Below are 17,286 nucleotides of genomic sequence, written 5' to 3' on the forward strand. Positions count from 1 at the left end.
TCATTATTTCGACAAAGTGATATAATAGCAACATCAAATATTAAAGGAGCATCGCCATATGACGATAAAAAAGTATGAACCGCTTAATCTTTATTCAAACTTCAAAAAATCTGCTGAATGCTATCCAGAAATGCCCATCCATTTTGATGAAGAACTTGTTACTTTTCCTGAATTAGGTCTTCACACCACTTACAAAAAATGCGAAGAAGCTATCATCCAAAAAGCAGCTCATCTACATAGATTTGGTGTGCGTAAAGAAGAAAAAGTAATTGTTTATAAATCTGCCAAATTCGATTCTTATATTTTAGCAGTTGCGATTTCTTATATTGGTGCTGTACCAATTATGGTTTCCCCACACCTTCCAGCGTCCACTATTGATATTTTTGTAAATCGCCTTGATCAACCTTGGTTACTTTTTGATTCCGAGACTTCGGAGAAAAGCCATCAATTAAACAATTTGCCAGACGATAGATTGATCAACGCTGAACAATTATTCAAAGCCCCACTAGACGGCTATAGTTGTGAGCAAGAGGAATTACCAAAAGACACGATTGCTTACATGACGCATACTTCCGGGACAACGGGTGTACCAAAATTAATTGCCCATTCCGCGAATTCGATGGGTTGGAGAACGAAATATCAACGACGCATTCTCAATTTCATCAAACCAAGAGGACTTGTAGCTTTCCACATCTCACCTGTTCATTCTCGGTTTAACATTGGCGTTTCATCCTTGATGTCGCTTGGTTTCCCGCTGCTACCAATTGCTAATCCTTCCAAAGCGAATGTGGAAAAAGTACTACGTGAATATAAACCATATGTGCTTGAAACCCATCCAAACCATTTTGTACAATGGGCTTCCCTTGCTCGTGAAAAACCGGATGTTTTCCAAAGCATTAAATTTTATCATTCTACATTTGATGCGATTAACAAAGAAACTATGGCGGTTTTCCTTCGTACTTCTGAATATAAAAAACCGATTTTCTTACAAATTTATGGGCAAAGTGAATGTGGTCCGATGATTTTACGTGGTCATACACTGCAATCCATCGAAACGCTAAATGCGCGTGATATGGGAATCGGGGTTCCTGGTTTAACAGAAGTTCGGATTGTGGACCAAGATGGTAATCCAGTTCCAGCCGGTGTTAGTGGCAATATCCAAATGCTTTCCAAAGGTCGCGCGCTTACTTATTATAAAGAAGAAGCTCGTTTTGAAGAAAATGTGTACGGACCATGGTGGGACAGCGGTGATTACGGTATGAAAGATGAACAAGGTAGGTTGTTCTTGCAGGACAGGCAAGTGGATTTAGTCGAAACAATCGATAGCACGCTTGCAATTGAAGATAAACTGCTTGATACACTCACTTTCTTAGATGAAGTAGTTATTATCCGTGGTGAAGGCGGTAGCCCGCAACCAATTATCGCTGTTCATGATGATAAAGAAATGAACTGGGATGCATGGTGGAAAGCTATTTCTGATTTACCACATATGAACGAACCAATTGTGATGAAATATGATGATATACCGCGCACTGCAACGATGAAAGTACAGCGTTTGCAGATGGAACGAGAATTTAAAAAATAAGTGTCAAAAAAGGCAACTGCATGATGCAGCTGCCTTTTCATTTATTTTCTTCTTAAAGCGAGAATTGCAAAACTCGTAAGGAACGTTCCAATAATAATTGGAAATAGTACTTGTTTGTCTCCAGTCGCTGGAAGTAAGGCTTGATTTTTAGCATTAGACTCCCTTGTTTCATTAGCCTTAATTTCTATGTTGTCTCCGCCTTTATCAGTTCCTCCACTATCACCACCAGAAGTTGCCTCTTTACTAAATTGAGCATACAATGTTAGATTGTTTGCTGGCATTTGATTGTTGGCAAAGTCCCATTTTGTACCGCCAGATTTAGCATCATACCAACCTTTAAATGTATAACCCTCTTTGGTTGGTGCAGGCGGCTCTTCCAGCAAACCTTGATAATCTACGGTTTGAGTAGAAATAACACCATCTACATCAAAAGTTGCTGTATAGCTATTAATACTAAACTGGGCATACAATGTTAGATCATTTGCTGGCATCGTATTGACTGTGAAATCCCATTTTGTTCCACCTGTTTTAGCATCGTACCATCCATTAAATGTATAACCCTCTTTTATGGGTGTTGGCGGCTCTTCTAGAAGTGTACCTGTTTCAACATTTTCCGTCGTTTCTTGCCCATCAATATTAAAAGTTGCTTTATAATATTGCAGTAACGGTTGTTCTACAGTACCACTGAAAATCCCAGTTGCATTTCCAACTGTATCGCGTTCAGCAAATGTATAGCTGACTTGCGGAATATAACCCGTTAAATTCCAAGTCACATTTCCATTCGTATATATACCACTATCACTAATAGTATTTGGCGCAATCGTTTGTTCCGCGATGTTTTTTACTAAATTGGGAATAGTTAAGGTATTTTGAAAAATTATTGGTTTGTTTACAATTAATTGATCGGTCATTTGGATAGTTGTTAAGTTCGTTAAACTGTTTAAAGGTCTAATATTACTAATTTTATTTTGACTAATTTCAAGCCAATCCATGTTTATTAGACTTGAAAGGCCTGTTACATCAGTAATTTGATTGTTTGATAAATATAATGAGTGTATCTTTGTCAAACCAGCTAGTGGCTTAATGCTCTCCACTTGGTTAGATGTTAATATGGCTGCAGATAGGTTTTCTAAAGAACTAAGTGGCTGAAGATCAGTAATTTGATTTTCTTGCGCATACAGCACTTCTAGACTTGTTAGATTTTCTAAACCATTTAAGCTCGTAAGTGTATTTTTCCCAATATTCAAAGAGCGTAGTCCACGTAAATTTTTTATTGGTTCAAGGTCACTTACATTATTATTATATAAAACTAAGCCCGTCAAATTAGTTAAATTAACAAGTGGTGTAATGTCACTTACCTTCGCACCTTTAATATCTAAAAATTCTAAGTTGTTCAGATTACTTAACGGACGAAGATCACTAATGCTATTTCCACCTAATTGTAAAATATTCAAATTAGTTAATCCTGCAAGGGGGAAAATATTGGTAACTTGGTTAGTAGATAAATCCAAATACTCTAAATTAATTAAATTTCCAATAGGGGCAAGATCACTTACTTGGTTACTAGAAAAAGACAGGTAGGTTAATTGCGATACGTAATTCATCCCTTCTAGCGAGCTAATACCACTTGATTCAATGTGTAGTGTATTTATAGTATCTAATTCTGCTTGCGTAACAACATCCATAGTACTAGACTTTCCGAGTGTAGTTTGAATTTCTTTAGCTAAAGAATCATCTGGAAAAATCTGGGTGATGGCTGCTGGTGGAGCAGCGGCCGCGCGTGCATCTATTTTTATAAATATATTTGTTCCGATAACAATTGATAACACTAAAACAATATACAAAAATAGTTTCCTGTTTGATTTCATCTTTCTCCTCCTAATATTTTAAAATTACATACTTACATACAGTAAATAGTACCATAATAAGCAGTATATAGACAGTCCAAGATTACAATTAACTATATTAAAAGGGGCAAAATAATGCTCTATTAGCGGACTATTTTACTTACATTTCACTTTCCTATAAAAAAACTCTTTGAACTATTTTCTGTCCAAAGAGTTTCATTTTCTATTTTATTCTGCAATTTTGACCGGAAGTCCCGCATCTTGGAATTTTTTATATAGAGCTTTATTTATTTTATTATCAGTAATGAGTAAATCAATGTTGTTCGCTGAAGTGATGCTTGCAGTGGAAATCACACCCATCTTTGTATGATCCAGAAGTGCGATTAATTTGTTAGTTCGTTTGGCAAGAAGTCGTTTTAGTTCGGTTTCATAAATGTTGAAATCGGTTAAGCCTTCTTCTATTGTGAAACCTTTTGCTGACATAAAGCATAAATCAGCATGAATATTTTCAATTAAATTTGCGCCAAGAATCCCTTCCAGTGTGAAAGAGTTCGTCGTTACGATACCACCAGTTAAAATAACGCTAATATTCGGATTATCTTTTAGTTCGATTGCTGTATAAAGTCCGCTTGTAATGACAGTCAACCTTGAAAAGCCATGTAATTCTTTTGCTAGTGCAAGCGCTGTTGAACTGGCGTCAAGGATAATCGTTTGGTTGTTTTTTACTAAAGTCGCCGCTTCTTTCGCAATCGCTTCTTTTTCTTCGATGTTGCGAATAATCCGGTCATTAAAATTAGTAAATTTCTCTTCACTTTTTAAAAGTACCGCACCCCCGTGTACTTTTTTTATCATCCCGCTTTCTTCTAATGCAGATAAATCATTTCGGATGGTGCTAATCGAGACATCCAAGATACGACTTAATTCTGGTACAGTTATTTTGTTATTTTGGTCTAGTAGATGGATAATTTTGTTTTGTCTTTCAAATGGAAACATCTGCTCGCCCTCCTTTTATCTATCAATGTTTTCTTTATGTATATACATATTACCCAAAAAAATAACAAAACACAAATATATTTTACAAAACACAACAAAAGATAACACTTTACAATAAAAAACAAGTATGTTAGGATTTAAATAGCAACTAAACACAATTAAAAACAGAAAGGAGCAACCAAATGATAAGTATTGTTTTAGTATCTCACAGTCAAAAAATCACAGAAGGACTCCAGGAAATGATTGTTGAAATGGTTGGAGATACAGTACATATTATTTCTTCTGGCGGAACTGGCGATGGACGCCTTGGCACAAATGCACTCATGATAGCCGATAATATCGCGACTTGCACTAATTCTGAACATATTTATATTTTTTGCGATATTGGAAGCGCTATCTTGAGTGCCGAAACAGCACTCGAATTATTAGACACTGAACTTCTTGAAAAAACAACGATAATTGATGCCCCATTAGTTGAAGGCGCATTTACTGCTGCTGTTCAATCTCTCGTTAATCCATCCAAAGAAGCTATCCTACAAGAACTCACAAACGTGCATTAAAAACGTAATAAAACGCAATTTTGTAACTGGGAACTATGTAAATTAATTTTTACATGACAATACTATTTTCGAAAGGAGTTTATTATGAAATTCTTTAGAGGAATGATTGGTTTTTGTATCGCAGGTATGATTGTTATGAGTGTTTGGACTCCACTTGCCGAGAATTATGGTATTTTTGGAGGTTATCTGGCAGCTTTCATTATTATTGGTCCAATGTGGTTTATGAATCACTATGTTGGTTTAATCGAAAATGATGAAGATGCAGCGTTTGTTGATATGGCTGTCGGAATTGGGATTTGCGGAATTATGCGTGATGTCTTTATGCGTGGTGGTGGCGAGTTAGTAAGTTCGCTTCCAACGATTGGTCTTGTTGCGATTGGAGCAGTTCTAGCTGGAATCGTGGCAGCAGCAATTGAAAAAGATATGGCAAAAAAACAAGAAGCAAAACAAGAAAAAACAGAACCTGGCATGAATATTAAAGAAGAAGAGCGTTTAAACGAAAATCAATTAGTCTAAAAAGGAGTGTAAATAATGAGCATTGGTATTGCATTAGCAACGATTGCAGGTGGCTTTTTATTCCCTTTTGCTATTCGAATGATGTGGGGGAAAATGGTTGATGAATGGGGCGCTATCGGCGGTTGGATGGCAGCAGCATTTATCGTTGGTACAGTTTGGACAATTAATCATGGTATTCCAAAATCAATGATCTATCAATCTGGAACAGTTTGGGTAGATATGGCGGTTGCAGCAGGTATTGGTGTATTCACAGCTTCCCTTTTAACTGGCGGTAAATTTTCTAAATCGGTAGTCAATTTGGCAGCAGCTGTTGTTGGCGGCGTGCTTGGCGGATTTTTACTATCACTATTCTTATAAAAATATGAAGGAGGAAGAAAAATGAGACGTTTAGTGAATGATGGGTATGAAGCAGTAGAAGAAATGTTAGCTGGTTATGTTGCGGCACAAGGGAAATACGTAGATTTTGCCGAAAATGATAAGCGAGTAATCGTAAGCAAACAAATGAGCGAAGAACCTCGTGTGCGGATTATCGTTGGTGGCGGTTCTGGTCATGAACCACTTTTCCTTGGGTATGTAGGGAAAGATTTCGCGGATGCGGCGGTAGTCGGGAACATTAATACATCCCCTTCTCCAGAACCTTGTTATAACGCAGTAAAAGCAGTTGATAGTGGTAAAGGTTGTCTCTATATGTACGGAAATTATGCTGGCGATGTGATGAACTTTGATATGGGTGCTGAAATGGCTGCGGACGACGGCATTCGCGTAGAAACAGTACTTGTAACAGATGATATTTACTCTGCTGAAAATGTAGAAGATCGTCGCGGTGTGGCTGGTGATTTAATTGTCTTTAAAGCAGCGGCATCTGCAGCAGCAAAAGGACTTGACTTGGATGCGGTAAAACAAGCTGCTGAAAAAGCAAATGCTAATACGTTCTCGATGGGCGTTGCGCTTTCTTCTTCTACCCTTCCTGTAACTGGTAAAGCTATTTTCGAAATGAAAGAAGGCGAAATGGAAGTTGGTATGGGAATCCACGGTGAACCTGGTATTAAACGTACTTCCATCGAACCAGCTGATAAAGTAGTTGACCAAATCATGGGCTATCTTATAGAAGAAATGAACTTAACATCTGGCGAAGAAGTACATGTACTTATCAATGGACTTGGCGGTTTACCAGTAATGGACCAATATATTTGTTACCGCCGCGTGGATGAAATTTTGAAAGAAAAAGGTGTGCATATTCATAGCCCACTTGTTGGGAATTACGCGACTTCGATGGATATGATTGGTATGTCGATTACACTGGTTCGTTTAGACGATGAATTGAAAGACCTTTTAGATACACCGTGCGACACACCATATTTCAAAGTGGACTAAATTACTACTGGAGGAATAAAAATGAGCGAATTAGTTATGGATAGCGCTTTTTTCGGCCACGTTTTACAGGACATGGGAGCGCTAATTGAAAAAGAACGTGATTACTTGACCGGACTGGACTCAGATATTGGAGACGGCGACCACGGAATCAATCTCAGCATTGGTTTTCGTGAAGTGAATAAACAATTAGATGAATTACTAGCTGTTTCTCCCGATATTGCAACGTTGCTTAAAAAATCCGGAATGATTCTCCTTGGAAAAGTTGGCGGCGCATCTGGCCCGCTTTATGGTAGCTTCTTTATGAAATGTGGCGCTGATGTTCCTGGGAAAACGGAGGTTAACTTCGACGAGCTTTGCGGCATGATTATAAATGGGGCCGCTGCGGTTCAACATCGCGGAAAAGCCGAACTTGGTGATAAAACGATGATGGACGCCTTCTTGCCTGGCGTGGAAGTGCTTCAAAATCGAGACGCAAATGCAGATCCAATCGAAACTTTTTCCGCATTTGTAGATGCTATGCATGCTGGCGCTCAGTCCACTATCCCACTTATTGCTAAGAAAGGTCGTGCACTAAGACTTGGCGAACGAGCAATCGGTCATCTTGATCCTGGCTCTGAATCGTCTTGGATGTTAATGAATGTCATTTTAGAAAATTTAAAAAAGGCGGTCTGATTTATGCGTAAACCCTTAGTTGGAATTAATATGAAAAACTATATCAATACTCGGGCTCAGACATCTGAATGGTTAGAAGCGACTACCCCCCTTCTTGAAAATTTTTCTGATGTGGATACGTTTATCTTTCCTTCTATGGGCACACTCGAAACGACCGCCACCCTTTTAGCGGGGACATCATTTGGCTTTGGTCCACAAAATATGGCGCCGGAGAAATCCGGCCCGCTAACTGGTGAATTTTCGGTAGAATCTATCATTGATCTAAACGCAAACTATGTCGAAATTGGTCACGCAGAACGCAAAAACCTTTTTCATGAGAAAACAAGGGATATAGCTAAGAAGATTAAACTTGCATTGGACGAAAAAATCACTCCAGTTGTCTGTGTGGGTGAAGAAGTCCGTGCGAATGATACAAATGAATTAAAAAATGCGCTGAAAAAACAAATCGAAGCGCTGTTTCAGACAATTAATTTAGCACAGTGGGAAAATGTTGTTCTGGCTTATGAACCGGAATGGGCAATTGGAAAGGCATCTTCAGCTGAGACAAACTACATCGAAAGCGCTCATCAAGCTTTGCGCGAAATTATTCGCGAACTAGGCGGCGATGAAACCCTCGTAAGAATTATTTATGGTGGGTCGGTCAGCAAAGAAAATGCCGCAGAAATTGTCCGTCAAAAAGATGTCGATGGTTTATTCGTTGGAAGATTTGGCCATAAACCGCAAAATTTTGCCGACATTGTTTCTATTGTTAGCAAAACGAAAGGATGAGTTAGTATGAAAATCGCAATTGGTTGTGACGAAATGGGTTACGAACTAAAACAAACCCTCATCACACGTTTAAAGGAGAAAAATATCGAGTTTACTGATTTCGGCAGTTTTGAAAATGAAAAAGTACTTTATCCAAGTATTGCCGAAAAAGTAGCACTAGAAGTTAAAAACAACGATTATGACCGAGGGATCCTCATTTGCGGTACAGGTATTGGAATGGCCATTACAGCAAACAAAATTCACGGCATTCGCGCAGCACAAATTCATGATTCTTATTCAGCAGAACGCGCAAGAAAAAGTAACGATGCGCATATTATGACAATGGGGGCTCTTGTAATCGGGCCATCTCTTGCCGTTTCGTTACTTGACACATGGCTCGATAGTGACTTTTCAGGTGGACGTTCTCAGGCAAAAGTAGATTTAATGGAAGAAATCGACCAAAAAAACAGATAAAAAAATTTATTGGAGGTAATGAAAAATGACTTTTAAAGGTTTTGATAAAGATTTTAACATTACAGACAAAGTAGCCGTGGTAACTGGGGCAGCAAGCGGGATTGGTAAAGCAATGGCAGAACTTTTTTCCGAAAAAGGAGCTTATGTTGTCTTGCTTGATATTAAAGAAGATGTAAAAGATGTCGCAGCGCAAATTAACCCATCAAGAACGCTAGCACTTCAAGTCGATATTACTAAGAAAGAAAACATCGAAAAAGTCGTTGCCGAAATTAAAAAAGTCTATCCAAAAATCGATATTTTAGCCAATTCAGCTGGTGTCGCACTTCTTGAAAAAGCAGAAGACTTACCAGAAGAATACTGGGATAAAACAATGGAACTGAACTTAAAAGGTTCATTCCTAATGGCACAAATTATCGGTCGCGAAATGATTGCAACTGGCGGCGGAAAAATCGTTAATATGGCCTCTCAAGCTTCTGTCATCGCACTTGATAAACACGTTGCTTATTGTGCTAGTAAAGCAGCAATTGTTTCTATGACGCAAGTGCTAGCAATGGAATGGGCGCCTTACAACATTAATGTCAACGCGATTTCTCCAACCGTTATCCTGACAGAACTCGGCAAAAAAGCTTGGGCAGGTCAAGTCGGCGAAGATATGAAAAAATTAATTCCAGCCGGTAGATTTGGTTATCCAGAAGAAGTTGCCGCATGCGCCCTCTTTTTAGTAAGTGACGCAGCGAGCCTAATTACTGGCGAAAACCTAATTATCGACGGCGGTTATACGATTAAATAAAGTATTCAGCTTTAAAGTTCAGCTGAGAGAATGGAGCGAGTAAATAATGAAATTTTTCTTGGACACAGCAAGCGTATCGGAAATAAAACGAATTAGCGAACTAGGTTTAGTGGACGGTGTGACAACCAACCCAACCATCATCGCAAAAGAAGGTCGACCATTTGAAGAAGTAATCAAAGAAATTTGTTCTATCGTAGACGGTCCAGTTAGCGCAGAAGTTATCGGCCTCGAAGCAGACAAAATGATAGAAGAAGCTCGAATTCTAGCAAAATGGGCGCCAAATGTAGTAGTAAAAATTCCTATGACGGAAGAAGGTTTAAAAGCAGTCCATACCCTCACAGCTGAAGGCATTAAAACAAATGTTACGCTTATTTTCACTGTTTCCCAAGGATTAATGGCTGCAAAAGCTGGTGCAACTTATATTAGCCCGTTCCTAGGAAGACTAGATGATATTGGTACGGACGGGATGATTTTAATTAAAAACTTAAAGAAAGTGCTTGATAATTATGGTCTAAAAGCAGAAATCATTTCAGCAAGTATCCGCCACATCGGGCACTTAGAAGAAGCCGCGGAAGCTGGAGCACACATCGCGACTATCCCAGGAAGCCTTTTTCCGAAACTTTGGTCTCATCCTTTGACTGATAAAGGTATTGAAGGATTTTTAAAAGATTGGGAAGCGTTCAGTCAGAAAGAAGGCAATTAATATGAGCAGAATTGATGAACAAATGGTTAACTCGATTCGCGTATTATCAATGGATATGATTGAAAAAGCGAACTCCGGACATCCCGGTTTGCCGATGGGAGCCGCACCAATGGCTTTCTCACTTTGGAAAAATCATTTAAAATTCAACCCAGAACACCCAACTTGGTTTAACCGCGATCGCTTCGTTTTGTCAGCGGGTCACGGTTCGGCGATGCTTTATAGTTTGCTACATCTATTTGGTTACGATTTACCAATGAGCGAGCTGAAAAACTTCCGCCAAACTGGCAGTAAAACGCCCGGTCATCCTGAATTCGGTCATACGGTTGGTGTCGATGCAACTACCGGCCCACTTGGTCAAGGTTTCGCGATGGGAGTTGGGATGGCAATGGCCGAGGCTCACCTTGGCGCCAAATTTAATCAACCAGAATTCCCGGTTGTCGACCATAACACCTACGTGCTATGCGGAGACGGCTGCTTGATGGAAGGTATTTCCTACGAAGCCGCGTCCCTTGCCGGCCATTTAAAACTCGGAAAACTAGTTGTTTTATATGATTCAAACGATATTTCACTTGATGGTGATTTAAATGAGTCATTTTCAGAAGACATCGAGCTTAGATTCCGAGCTGCTGGTTGGCAAACGCTACGTGTGGAGGACGGGAATGACTTAGATGCGCTGGATGCAGCAATCCATCTTGCAAAAACGGAAAAATCCCGCCCTACTTTAATCGAAGTGAAGACGGTCATCGGTTATGGTAGCCCTGGAAAAGCCGGAAAATCAGCGGCACACGGCTCCCCACTTGGCGAAAAAGAACTCAAGCTAGCAAAAGAAGCTTACGACTGGCAAATGCCACCTTTTGAATTACCAAAAACTGTCGAAAATCAAAAAGAATTTTATCATTCTAAAGGTCGTGCTAGTGAAAGCAGCTGGCTTCGGACATTCAATGCTTACAAACAAGAATATCCAGCACTGGCAGAAAGCTTACAACAATTAATGGATGATAATTTAGCAGCTGATTGGGATGCAGAATTACCTGTCTTCGATGAAAATGCGGACAAACCAGTTGCAACTCGTGAAGTATCAGGAATCGTCCTTCAAGAATTGGAGAAAAAACTGCCTAACTTATTTGGTGGCGCAGCTGATTTAGCTTCTTCCAACAAAACCCATTTAAAAGCTAGCGAACGGTTTTCTCCTGGTAATTATGCCGCTAAGAATATCTCGTTCGGCGTCCGCGAATTTGCAATGGGTGCAGCAGTCAACGGCATGACGCTTCACGGCGGAGTCCAAGCATTCGGCGCAACCTTCTTCGTATTCTCAGATTATCTACGTTCCGCGATTCGTTCAGCAGCCTTAATGAGCATTCCATCCACCTTCATTATGACCCATGATTCCATTGCGGTCGGTGAAGATGGTCCAACACACGAACCAATCGAGCATCTCGCATCCTTCCGCGCCATGCCGGGACTTCACGTCATCCGACCAGCTGACGGCAACGAAACTGTCGAAGCATACCGCTATGCCTTTACTCAAAAAGAACAACCAACCATGCTCGTTCTTAGTCGCCAAAACCTGCCAATTTTACCAAATAGCGCAGAAAAAGCAAAAACCGGTATTTCAAAAGGGGCTTACATCTTAGCCGATTCCCCACTTGATAAACTAGATATCATCCTACTCGCTTCAGGATCCGAAGTGCACTTAATGACAGCTGTCAGAGATAATCTCGCTAAAAAAGGCTTTGGTGCACGCTTAGTCAGCATGCCAAGCTTTGATTTATTCGACAAACAAAGCCCAGAATATAAAGAGTCCGTTTTACCAAAAGCAGTGAAAAATCGCTTCGCCGCCGAAATGGGCGCATCATACGGCTGGCACAAATACCTCGGCGACACAGGCGAAATCCTCGCGATTGATGCGTTCGGTATGTCTGGCCCGGGAGATGAGCTAGCAGAACGATTTGGGTTTACTGTAGAGAATTTGACGAAGCTTGCGCTAAAGCAGTTGTAGGTGGATTCTATTAGCAGAATGGAATATTCTATAGTAAGATACTTTATTAAAAGAGGTGCGTTTTAATGAAAAAGAATACTCCAGAGACGCTTGTAGATCTATTCGAGGAATGGAAGAATTTATTTGAGTCGGATACTTCTTTAAGTAACCAAAATTCGTCCCAACTACAAGAAATTTTGACTACAGCTATCATCAGAGTCAAAAAAGGCTCTCAAACAGTCGAATTAGAAGCTCGTTCTGTCTATCAAAACATCCATACCCTATGCTTCGTCGAAAAAATCCATTTAAATCCTGAGGAAGCAAACGTATTAAAAGAGATAGAGAAAATCGCTCTTTCAAAAGGCTTTTGGGGCGGAATGAACACTTTAAATGTAACCAATCAATTTCCAAGCAATTAAAATGAACTGTAAAAAAAACAGGAATGCTCTACATCCAAATAGAGCATTCCTGTTTTTATTTATCTAGCTTGTAAAAGCACCATAAATCAACTCATCGCTTTACTCAGTGTCATTAAACTTAGATAAATCAGCAAGCAACGGTTTGCCGTCTTTGTCCAAAAGCGGCGACATCCCACCTGAATAACCAGTCAAATGGTAGACATATTGCACACCTGTTTCTTTATCAACCCAAATCTCCATAATGTTGAGTTTACCTTGTGTATATATTTTTTCGAATCTTTCTTCCATTATTTTCCGCCTCCTTTTTTAGTAGTTGTATGATTCATTTTCAACTAAATCAATTTAATTTCCGAATCAAAATATTGCTCGATAAAATGGACTTTTTCTCTAATTTCCTCTATGGTGAAATTCTCATTCGGAGGTGCGACAACCCATTTATCTTCCACATCATCATTCCGAGTAATCACCGCAATTAAATCTCCTTGAAACGTTTCAATCGGCTTAGAAATTTCTCTTGATAAAATATAAACGTCCTGCTCTTCCCCGTCACCACCAATAACGCCCTCCACAAAGCCAAAATTAAGCGGATAGACATTGCCGAATTTGTCGGTATAACCTATAGGGCGATCTATGGTTACTTTTAGGGTTTGTTTTTTTGTTTTAGAAAGTTGCGTTTTATGGATGGATTGTTTTGAAGTCATACGCTATCCTCCTTCTTAAGTTATTCTTTAAATGTAAATATTTTGAAACAAATGGAGGGCTATTGTATAGAGCTAGCTCTATTAATTCAATACCAGCAATTGATAATCTTAATTATATTTTGCTATATCATTAATTCTCCTCTAAATTAGTCACAAAAAAAGAATAGTAATCTCACATCTTCATCTTCGCAGTTACAATCATTAACAATTTTTTCTAATGCTGGTAATACTTTTTCAACAAAGCTCATAGCTGATTCATAATAACTTTCTTCCCATTCCATTAATGTATAATAAAACACTTCTTTATCTGGTATTACTTTATTACTTATAAGCGCATTCATCGCTTCATTTGACACTTTCTTGACATTTGCGCCACTAACATTAGCAACATATCTTACTATTTTTCCGGTCCGCTTGTATTCAGCATAATCCTTCTGGCTCATAAATCCTCGATGTTTATTTTTTTGCCCATGCCAATCGTACTTTTTTAGTTCGGCCAAATCTAAAAATGAATGGCTATGTCCATCAAGCCCCCAATATTCCACATAAGTAATATAGTTTTCCGAAGCATTTTTAGGTACACCTCGGGGAGTATCTATTGGTATAAAAGCGTCCCCCGTATCTGCATTTGCAAACCCCTTTCCATTTCGGACACCGGCTAAAATGCTAAATAAATTATAATTTCTTCCTATAAATTTTAACAATTCATCTGCAATATCATATTCCTTCCATTGGTCTATCCTTTTATCTCTCACTTCTACCATTAAATAAATATCACAGCCCATTACTAAAAGCCCCCTTAAAGTTTTTCTATTTATAAATAGGCTCTTGCACGTTCTTCTCAGGTAAATTTTCTTAGTATATTTTTTCTATTTTGAGAATAGCTGTATTGCTCATAAATTAGGCTCTTTATTTTCTTCAACCAGAGCATCAATTTTATTTACATCTAACTGATTAATAGTACTCATGCTATTCAAAAGTTACTCCTACATATTAATTTTTATTTGTCATTTTTTTTACTTTCAATTTTCTAAAAAATAAGATTGTCAAAGCTCTACTTTCACGATGCTGATTGAGATGTGGAGTGTTTTTTTACTTGTTTACTTTTTCTATAATTTTTATATTGAATCTATCAACATTTAATTCAACAAATTGGTTTTCCAAATACCAAAAATCAGAAATATCTTCATCTGCTAAATCAATCTCTATCCCTGAATCTATTTTCTTACTAGAAGGATGAAAAACGCCTCTGATAAAGTATGCAAAACTATCTGCTAATTGAGTTATTTCCTTAGCTTGTATAGCACTTTTCTCAATATCTAAATCATCGAAAATGACTATCTCTAAATCAACAATATATTCTTGGCCAACCTCTACTGAACATTTGTATTCTTCAACAAAACACAAAGGAAATCTTATCCTTATTTCTGCTCCCTGATATTCTTCAGGCAATATTAATATATAGGATGGTGAAGAATAATCATAGTCATCATATCTATATTTCCACAGATAATTAGCGCCATCAACTATAATTTTCTTAGTTTTTTCAAGCTAAAATACCTCCAAAAATAAATGTTAATCTATTTATTCTAACTTTCATTCCTTAAACATTTAAGACAAACAGCAAACTATAACAATGTCTAATGTTTCTACGGATAACGCTTGTCTCTTTGCAATACTGGTGGACGTGTTTAAACTAAATTTTCAATAACTACTTCTGTCATTTTCATGGTTTCCGTAATAGTAGGTGCAATGTAATAGATAAAATCAGGATCATGCACATAACTAATGATTTGACCTTCTAGTCCCTTTTCACTTGGTTCATAGTCCAACATCAAATATAACGAATTTGCGTATTCTGCAAATGGAAACCAACTTTTGCAAAATAAATACGGCTTTATTCGCTTGTCTAATTGTTTCAGTTGTTTTTGATCTATTGTATCTGGAAATTCTGTCATTTCACGGTTTTCATGCTGAAAATGTATTTTAACTGCACTAATCTCTTGTAGTGAAAGGAAACGATACCCCCTATAAAATCCTTCTTGTGGCCAAATCAAACTCATAGAACCACTACCATTTTTGTATTTGTAAAGAGATTTGAAGTCTTCAGGTAACTTTAGTTGAAATTGATGTTCAAAGGCTGCTAATTCTTCCTCTGTAGCCCCTTGAATTGCAAGGTATGCGTCAATATCTTCCTGCTCTAATTCTTCACCATTTAGTTCCTCAGCATTTTTAAGAAAAAGTTGCTCGTTTTTCTTTACTAGCTCTATGATATTATTCATCCTGTTTAGTACTCCTTGTCAGCTTCAAATTTATAGAGGTATTATACCCTAACTAAAAACTATGCACAATCTATCTATTTTCGTTTGAATATTCCATTTCATGTGTTTTTTTGATACAAAATCCAAAATATTTTTTATAACTTCTTCGTTAAGAACAATGTTGTACATATGCTCATTAAAATTTTTCAATGCATTCAGTGTCTTTTTTGCATAAACGAATTCAAAAATAACAAGTAAACCTAGAAAAATTTATATATATCATACTCCTCCCCGTTTAACATATCTTAATATATTTAAAATAGATGTAAAAGAAGAGAAGACGAAATTCGCCTTCTCTTCTTTCTTCATATTTCGATGTATTCCAAAATCTTACTCAATCCGTTTAACCAAAGCTTTATTTGTCAAATTTCTTACGTTATGATACGTGGCTGGGCTTATATCCACTAGTGCTTTGATTAAAGTATCTAACAAGTATAGTTGACTAACTTCAGCTGAAAAAGAACCTGCATCTGATAAAAATTCTTTGGAAGAAGCTACTAAAGAAACATCCCCCATTTGACTAATTTTAGAATTAATAAAATTAGTTAAGGTAACAACCGGTGCACCACTTTGAGAGGCAAGTTCGATATTTTGAATTACTTCTTTTGTATTCCCTGATTTACTAATCCCGATAACAATATCTGTTTTCTTGATCATAGTTACATAGATGCTTTGCAGATGGCCATCTGGAACAAATTCAACAAATTTTCCTAATCGTTTCAATCTATTGCTTAACTGCATTGCAATAAACGCAGATGTGCCAACAGAAAGTATATACACATGTTCTGCTTTATGAATCATTTTGGCAGCTTGTTCTAGTTTTTCTTGTTCAATAAAACTTTTAGTATCTTGTAAACCATCAACAAATTGACGATAGACAAGGTCTTTCGCTTCATTACTTTCATCTGTTATATTTTGCTTTTGAGAAGTTTGATACTTCACTAAAGCAATTTTTAAATCTTGAAATCCCGTTAGCCCAATTTTTCGAGAAAAACGAACAATAGTACTTTCTCCAACACTTGCCATCAATGCAAGATCATTTATCGATAGATTCTCTACTTCATCTGGATTACTCAAAATCAACTGAGCAACTTTTTGCTCAGATTTGCTTAGCGATGGAAAATAACTGCTAATTGTTGCTAATAAATCCATCAAGCTCTCACCTCTATTAGTATATGTCTTCTCTTCATTATACTCTAAAAATAAAAATGCTTCTAGAATTATCTAATCCTGACAAATAAATATAAGGGTGAACTTGTAATCACAAGTTCACCCTTAAAAAATGGTTATTTTAATAGCTTCCGATATACATCAATAAGCTCTTTCGCTAAATCTGTAAAAGTTATGGCTGTCATTAAGTGATCCTGGCTGTGGACAGTAAGCAGCGTCACTTCCATATGATTTCCTTTTGCTTCTTCTGTTAGCAATCCTGTTTGGGCATGATGTGCCTCCACAATTGATTGCTCTGCTTCACTGATTTTTTCTTCTGCTATTTCAAACGCACCAGTTTTTGCCGCTTGAATGGCCTCCATAGCATTACTTTTAGCATTTCCGCCATGCATGATTAAACCCATAATGGCTTCTAAATTTTTGTCATCCATTTATT

Annotated in this window: 20 protein-coding genes and 1 pseudogene; 12 read left to right on the forward strand and 9 right to left on the reverse strand. The window is 37.7% G+C overall.

Annotation, left to right across the window (positions count from 1 at the left end):
- Positions 1 to 58: 58 nt before the first annotated feature.
- A complete protein-coding gene (locus HCB45_RS10945; RefSeq protein ID WP_185619867.1) occupies positions 59 to 1,585 on the forward strand; it encodes a class I adenylate-forming enzyme family protein in 1,527 nt (508 codons plus the stop codon).
- Positions 1,586 to 1,626: 41 nt separating this feature from the next.
- Here the strand turns inward: HCB45_RS10945 and HCB45_RS10950 are convergent, their stop codons facing one another.
- Positions 1,627 to 3,453 carry an InlB B-repeat-containing protein gene (locus HCB45_RS10950; RefSeq protein ID WP_185619869.1) on the reverse strand — a complete coding sequence of 609 codons (1,827 nt, stop codon included), beginning with the start codon at positions 3,451 to 3,453 and terminating at the stop codon, positions 1,627 to 1,629.
- A gap of 207 nt (positions 3,454 to 3,660) precedes the next feature.
- Positions 3,661 to 4,425, reverse strand: coding sequence for a DeoR/GlpR family DNA-binding transcription regulator (locus HCB45_RS10955; RefSeq protein WP_185317892.1), 765 nt, complete (start codon positions 4,423 to 4,425; stop codon positions 3,661 to 3,663).
- A 182-nt stretch (positions 4,426 to 4,607) separates the two neighbouring features.
- Here HCB45_RS10955 and dhaM2 point away from each other — a divergent pair, with 182 nt between their 5' ends.
- From dhaM2 to HCB45_RS11010, 11 genes are all read left to right on the forward strand, one after another.
- A complete protein-coding gene (gene dhaM2 / locus HCB45_RS10960; RefSeq protein ID WP_003770298.1) occupies positions 4,608 to 4,985 on the forward strand; it encodes a dihydroxyacetone kinase phosphoryl donor subunit DhaM2 in 378 nt (125 codons plus the stop codon).
- 84 nt (positions 4,986 to 5,069) lie between these two features.
- Complete coding sequence (locus tag HCB45_RS10965) at positions 5,070 to 5,501, forward strand: Lin0368 family putative glycerol transporter subunit (RefSeq protein ID WP_003765232.1); 432 nt, start codon at positions 5,070 to 5,072, stop codon at positions 5,499 to 5,501.
- Between the two features lie 15 nt (positions 5,502 to 5,516).
- Positions 5,517 to 5,858: a Lin0368 family putative glycerol transporter subunit gene (locus tag HCB45_RS10970; protein WP_003729093.1), complete on the forward strand. Its 342-nt coding sequence runs from the start codon at positions 5,517 to 5,519 to the stop codon at positions 5,856 to 5,858.
- Between the two features lie 21 nt (positions 5,859 to 5,879).
- Positions 5,880 to 6,875 (forward strand): dihydroxyacetone kinase subunit DhaK2, encoded by a 996-nt coding sequence (gene dhaK2 / locus HCB45_RS10975; protein WP_185619871.1) that lies wholly within the window; start codon positions 5,880 to 5,882, stop codon positions 6,873 to 6,875.
- Positions 6,876 to 6,896: 21 nt separating this feature from the next.
- Positions 6,897 to 7,547, forward strand: coding sequence for a dihydroxyacetone kinase ADP-binding subunit DhaL2 (gene dhaL2 / locus HCB45_RS10980; RefSeq protein WP_185317890.1), 651 nt, complete (start codon positions 6,897 to 6,899; stop codon positions 7,545 to 7,547).
- 3 nt (positions 7,548 to 7,550) lie between these two features.
- A complete protein-coding gene (locus HCB45_RS10985; protein WP_185619873.1) occupies positions 7,551 to 8,315 on the forward strand; it encodes a triose-phosphate isomerase in 765 nt (254 codons plus the stop codon).
- Positions 8,316 to 8,321: 6 nt separating this feature from the next.
- On the forward strand, positions 8,322 to 8,768 hold the full coding sequence (gene rpiB, locus HCB45_RS10990; protein WP_003724276.1) for a ribose 5-phosphate isomerase B: 447 nt from the start codon (positions 8,322 to 8,324) through the stop codon (positions 8,766 to 8,768).
- 25 nt (positions 8,769 to 8,793) lie between these two features.
- On the forward strand, positions 8,794 to 9,558 hold the full coding sequence (locus HCB45_RS10995; RefSeq protein ID WP_003765224.1) for an SDR family oxidoreductase: 765 nt from the start codon (positions 8,794 to 8,796) through the stop codon (positions 9,556 to 9,558).
- 46 nt (positions 9,559 to 9,604) lie between these two features.
- A complete protein-coding gene (gene fsa, locus HCB45_RS11000) occupies positions 9,605 to 10,261 on the forward strand; it encodes a fructose-6-phosphate aldolase (RefSeq protein WP_031645361.1) in 657 nt (218 codons plus the stop codon).
- Position 10,262: 1 nt separating this feature from the next.
- Positions 10,263 to 12,260 (forward strand): transketolase, encoded by a 1,998-nt coding sequence (gene tkt / locus HCB45_RS11005; protein ID WP_185619875.1) that lies wholly within the window; start codon positions 10,263 to 10,265, stop codon positions 12,258 to 12,260.
- A 65-nt stretch (positions 12,261 to 12,325) separates the two neighbouring features.
- Positions 12,326 to 12,658: a bacteriocin immunity protein gene (locus tag HCB45_RS11010; RefSeq protein WP_185305328.1), complete on the forward strand. Its 333-nt coding sequence runs from the start codon at positions 12,326 to 12,328 to the stop codon at positions 12,656 to 12,658.
- A 99-nt stretch (positions 12,659 to 12,757) separates the two neighbouring features.
- Here HCB45_RS11010 and HCB45_RS11015 read toward each other — a convergent pair.
- The 7 genes and pseudogenes from HCB45_RS11015 to HCB45_RS11045 all read right to left on the reverse strand — a co-directional run bounded on the left by HCB45_RS11015 (position 12,758) and on the right by HCB45_RS11045 (position 17,281).
- Positions 12,758 to 12,977: pseudogene (locus HCB45_RS11015) on the reverse strand (DUF6440 family protein).
- A gap of 13 nt (positions 12,978 to 12,990) precedes the next feature.
- Positions 12,991 to 13,359 carry an inorganic diphosphatase gene (locus tag HCB45_RS11020; RefSeq protein ID WP_185619877.1) on the reverse strand — a complete coding sequence of 123 codons (369 nt, stop codon included), beginning with the start codon at positions 13,357 to 13,359 and terminating at the stop codon, positions 12,991 to 12,993.
- 146 nt (positions 13,360 to 13,505) lie between these two features.
- Complete coding sequence (locus HCB45_RS11025; protein ID WP_185619879.1) at positions 13,506 to 14,144, reverse strand: hypothetical protein; 639 nt, start codon at positions 14,142 to 14,144, stop codon at positions 13,506 to 13,508.
- Between the two features lie 307 nt (positions 14,145 to 14,451).
- A complete protein-coding gene (locus tag HCB45_RS11030) occupies positions 14,452 to 14,811 on the reverse strand; it encodes a UCP019853 family protein (protein WP_260508442.1) in 360 nt (119 codons plus the stop codon).
- 239 nt (positions 14,812 to 15,050) lie between these two features.
- Positions 15,051 to 15,641, reverse strand: a complete 591-nt coding sequence (locus HCB45_RS11035; protein WP_185619881.1) for an SMI1/KNR4 family protein — start codon at positions 15,639 to 15,641, stop codon at positions 15,051 to 15,053.
- Positions 15,642 to 16,010: 369 nt separating this feature from the next.
- Positions 16,011 to 16,832 (reverse strand): MurR/RpiR family transcriptional regulator, encoded by an 822-nt coding sequence (locus HCB45_RS11040; RefSeq protein ID WP_185305338.1) that lies wholly within the window; start codon positions 16,830 to 16,832, stop codon positions 16,011 to 16,013.
- A gap of 134 nt (positions 16,833 to 16,966) precedes the next feature.
- Positions 16,967 to 17,281 (reverse strand): PTS lactose/cellobiose transporter subunit IIA, encoded by a 315-nt coding sequence (locus HCB45_RS11045; RefSeq protein WP_185305340.1) that lies wholly within the window; start codon positions 17,279 to 17,281, stop codon positions 16,967 to 16,969.
- Between the last annotated feature and the right edge of the window lie 5 nt (positions 17,282 to 17,286).

It is taken from the genome of Listeria farberi (assembly GCF_014229245.1).
In the GTDB taxonomy this organism is placed as follows: domain Bacteria; phylum Bacillota; class Bacilli; order Lactobacillales; family Listeriaceae; genus Listeria; species Listeria farberi.

What these genes read in the sequence shown, in the direction of transcription:
- HCB45_RS10965 (WP_003765232.1), top strand. Translation starts at nt 5,070, where the DNA reads ATGAAATTCTTTAGAGGAATGATTGGTTTTTGTATCGCAGGTATGATT.
- HCB45_RS10955 (WP_185317892.1), bottom strand. Translation starts at nt 4,425, where the DNA reads ATGTTTCCATTTGAAAGACAAAACAAAATTATCCATCTACTAGACCAA.
- dhaK2 (WP_185619871.1), top strand. Translation starts at nt 5,880, where the DNA reads ATGAGACGTTTAGTGAATGATGGGTATGAAGCAGTAGAAGAAATGTTA.
- fsa (WP_031645361.1), top strand. Translation starts at nt 9,605, where the DNA reads ATGAAATTTTTCTTGGACACAGCAAGCGTATCGGAAATAAAACGAATT.
- rpiB (WP_003724276.1), top strand. Translation starts at nt 8,322, where the DNA reads ATGAAAATCGCAATTGGTTGTGACGAAATGGGTTACGAACTAAAACAA.
- HCB45_RS11045 (WP_185305340.1), bottom strand. Translation starts at nt 17,281, where the DNA reads ATGGATGACAAAAATTTAGAAGCCATTATGGGTTTAATCATGCATGGC.
- HCB45_RS11040 (WP_185305338.1), bottom strand. Translation starts at nt 16,832, where the DNA reads ATGGATTTATTAGCAACAATTAGCAGTTATTTTCCATCGCTAAGCAAA.
- dhaM2 (WP_003770298.1), top strand. Translation starts at nt 4,608, where the DNA reads ATGATAAGTATTGTTTTAGTATCTCACAGTCAAAAAATCACAGAAGGA.
- dhaL2 (WP_185317890.1), top strand. Translation starts at nt 6,897, where the DNA reads ATGAGCGAATTAGTTATGGATAGCGCTTTTTTCGGCCACGTTTTACAG.
- HCB45_RS11035 (WP_185619881.1), bottom strand. Translation starts at nt 15,641, where the DNA reads ATGAATAATATCATAGAGCTAGTAAAGAAAAACGAGCAACTTTTTCTT.
- HCB45_RS11010 (WP_185305328.1), top strand. Translation starts at nt 12,326, where the DNA reads ATGAAAAAGAATACTCCAGAGACGCTTGTAGATCTATTCGAGGAATGG.
- tkt (WP_185619875.1), top strand. Translation starts at nt 10,263, where the DNA reads ATGAGCAGAATTGATGAACAAATGGTTAACTCGATTCGCGTATTATCA.
- HCB45_RS10945 (WP_185619867.1), top strand. Translation starts at nt 59, where the DNA reads ATGACGATAAAAAAGTATGAACCGCTTAATCTTTATTCAAACTTCAAA.
- HCB45_RS10995 (WP_003765224.1), top strand. Translation starts at nt 8,794, where the DNA reads ATGACTTTTAAAGGTTTTGATAAAGATTTTAACATTACAGACAAAGTA.
- HCB45_RS10985 (WP_185619873.1), top strand. Translation starts at nt 7,551, where the DNA reads ATGCGTAAACCCTTAGTTGGAATTAATATGAAAAACTATATCAATACT.
- HCB45_RS11020 (WP_185619877.1), bottom strand. Translation starts at nt 13,359, where the DNA reads ATGACTTCAAAACAATCCATCCATAAAACGCAACTTTCTAAAACAAAA.
- HCB45_RS10950 (WP_185619869.1), bottom strand. Translation starts at nt 3,453, where the DNA reads ATGAAATCAAACAGGAAACTATTTTTGTATATTGTTTTAGTGTTATCA.
- HCB45_RS11025 (WP_185619879.1), bottom strand. Translation starts at nt 14,144, where the DNA reads ATGGGCTGTGATATTTATTTAATGGTAGAAGTGAGAGATAAAAGGATA.
- HCB45_RS10970 (WP_003729093.1), top strand. Translation starts at nt 5,517, where the DNA reads ATGAGCATTGGTATTGCATTAGCAACGATTGCAGGTGGCTTTTTATTC.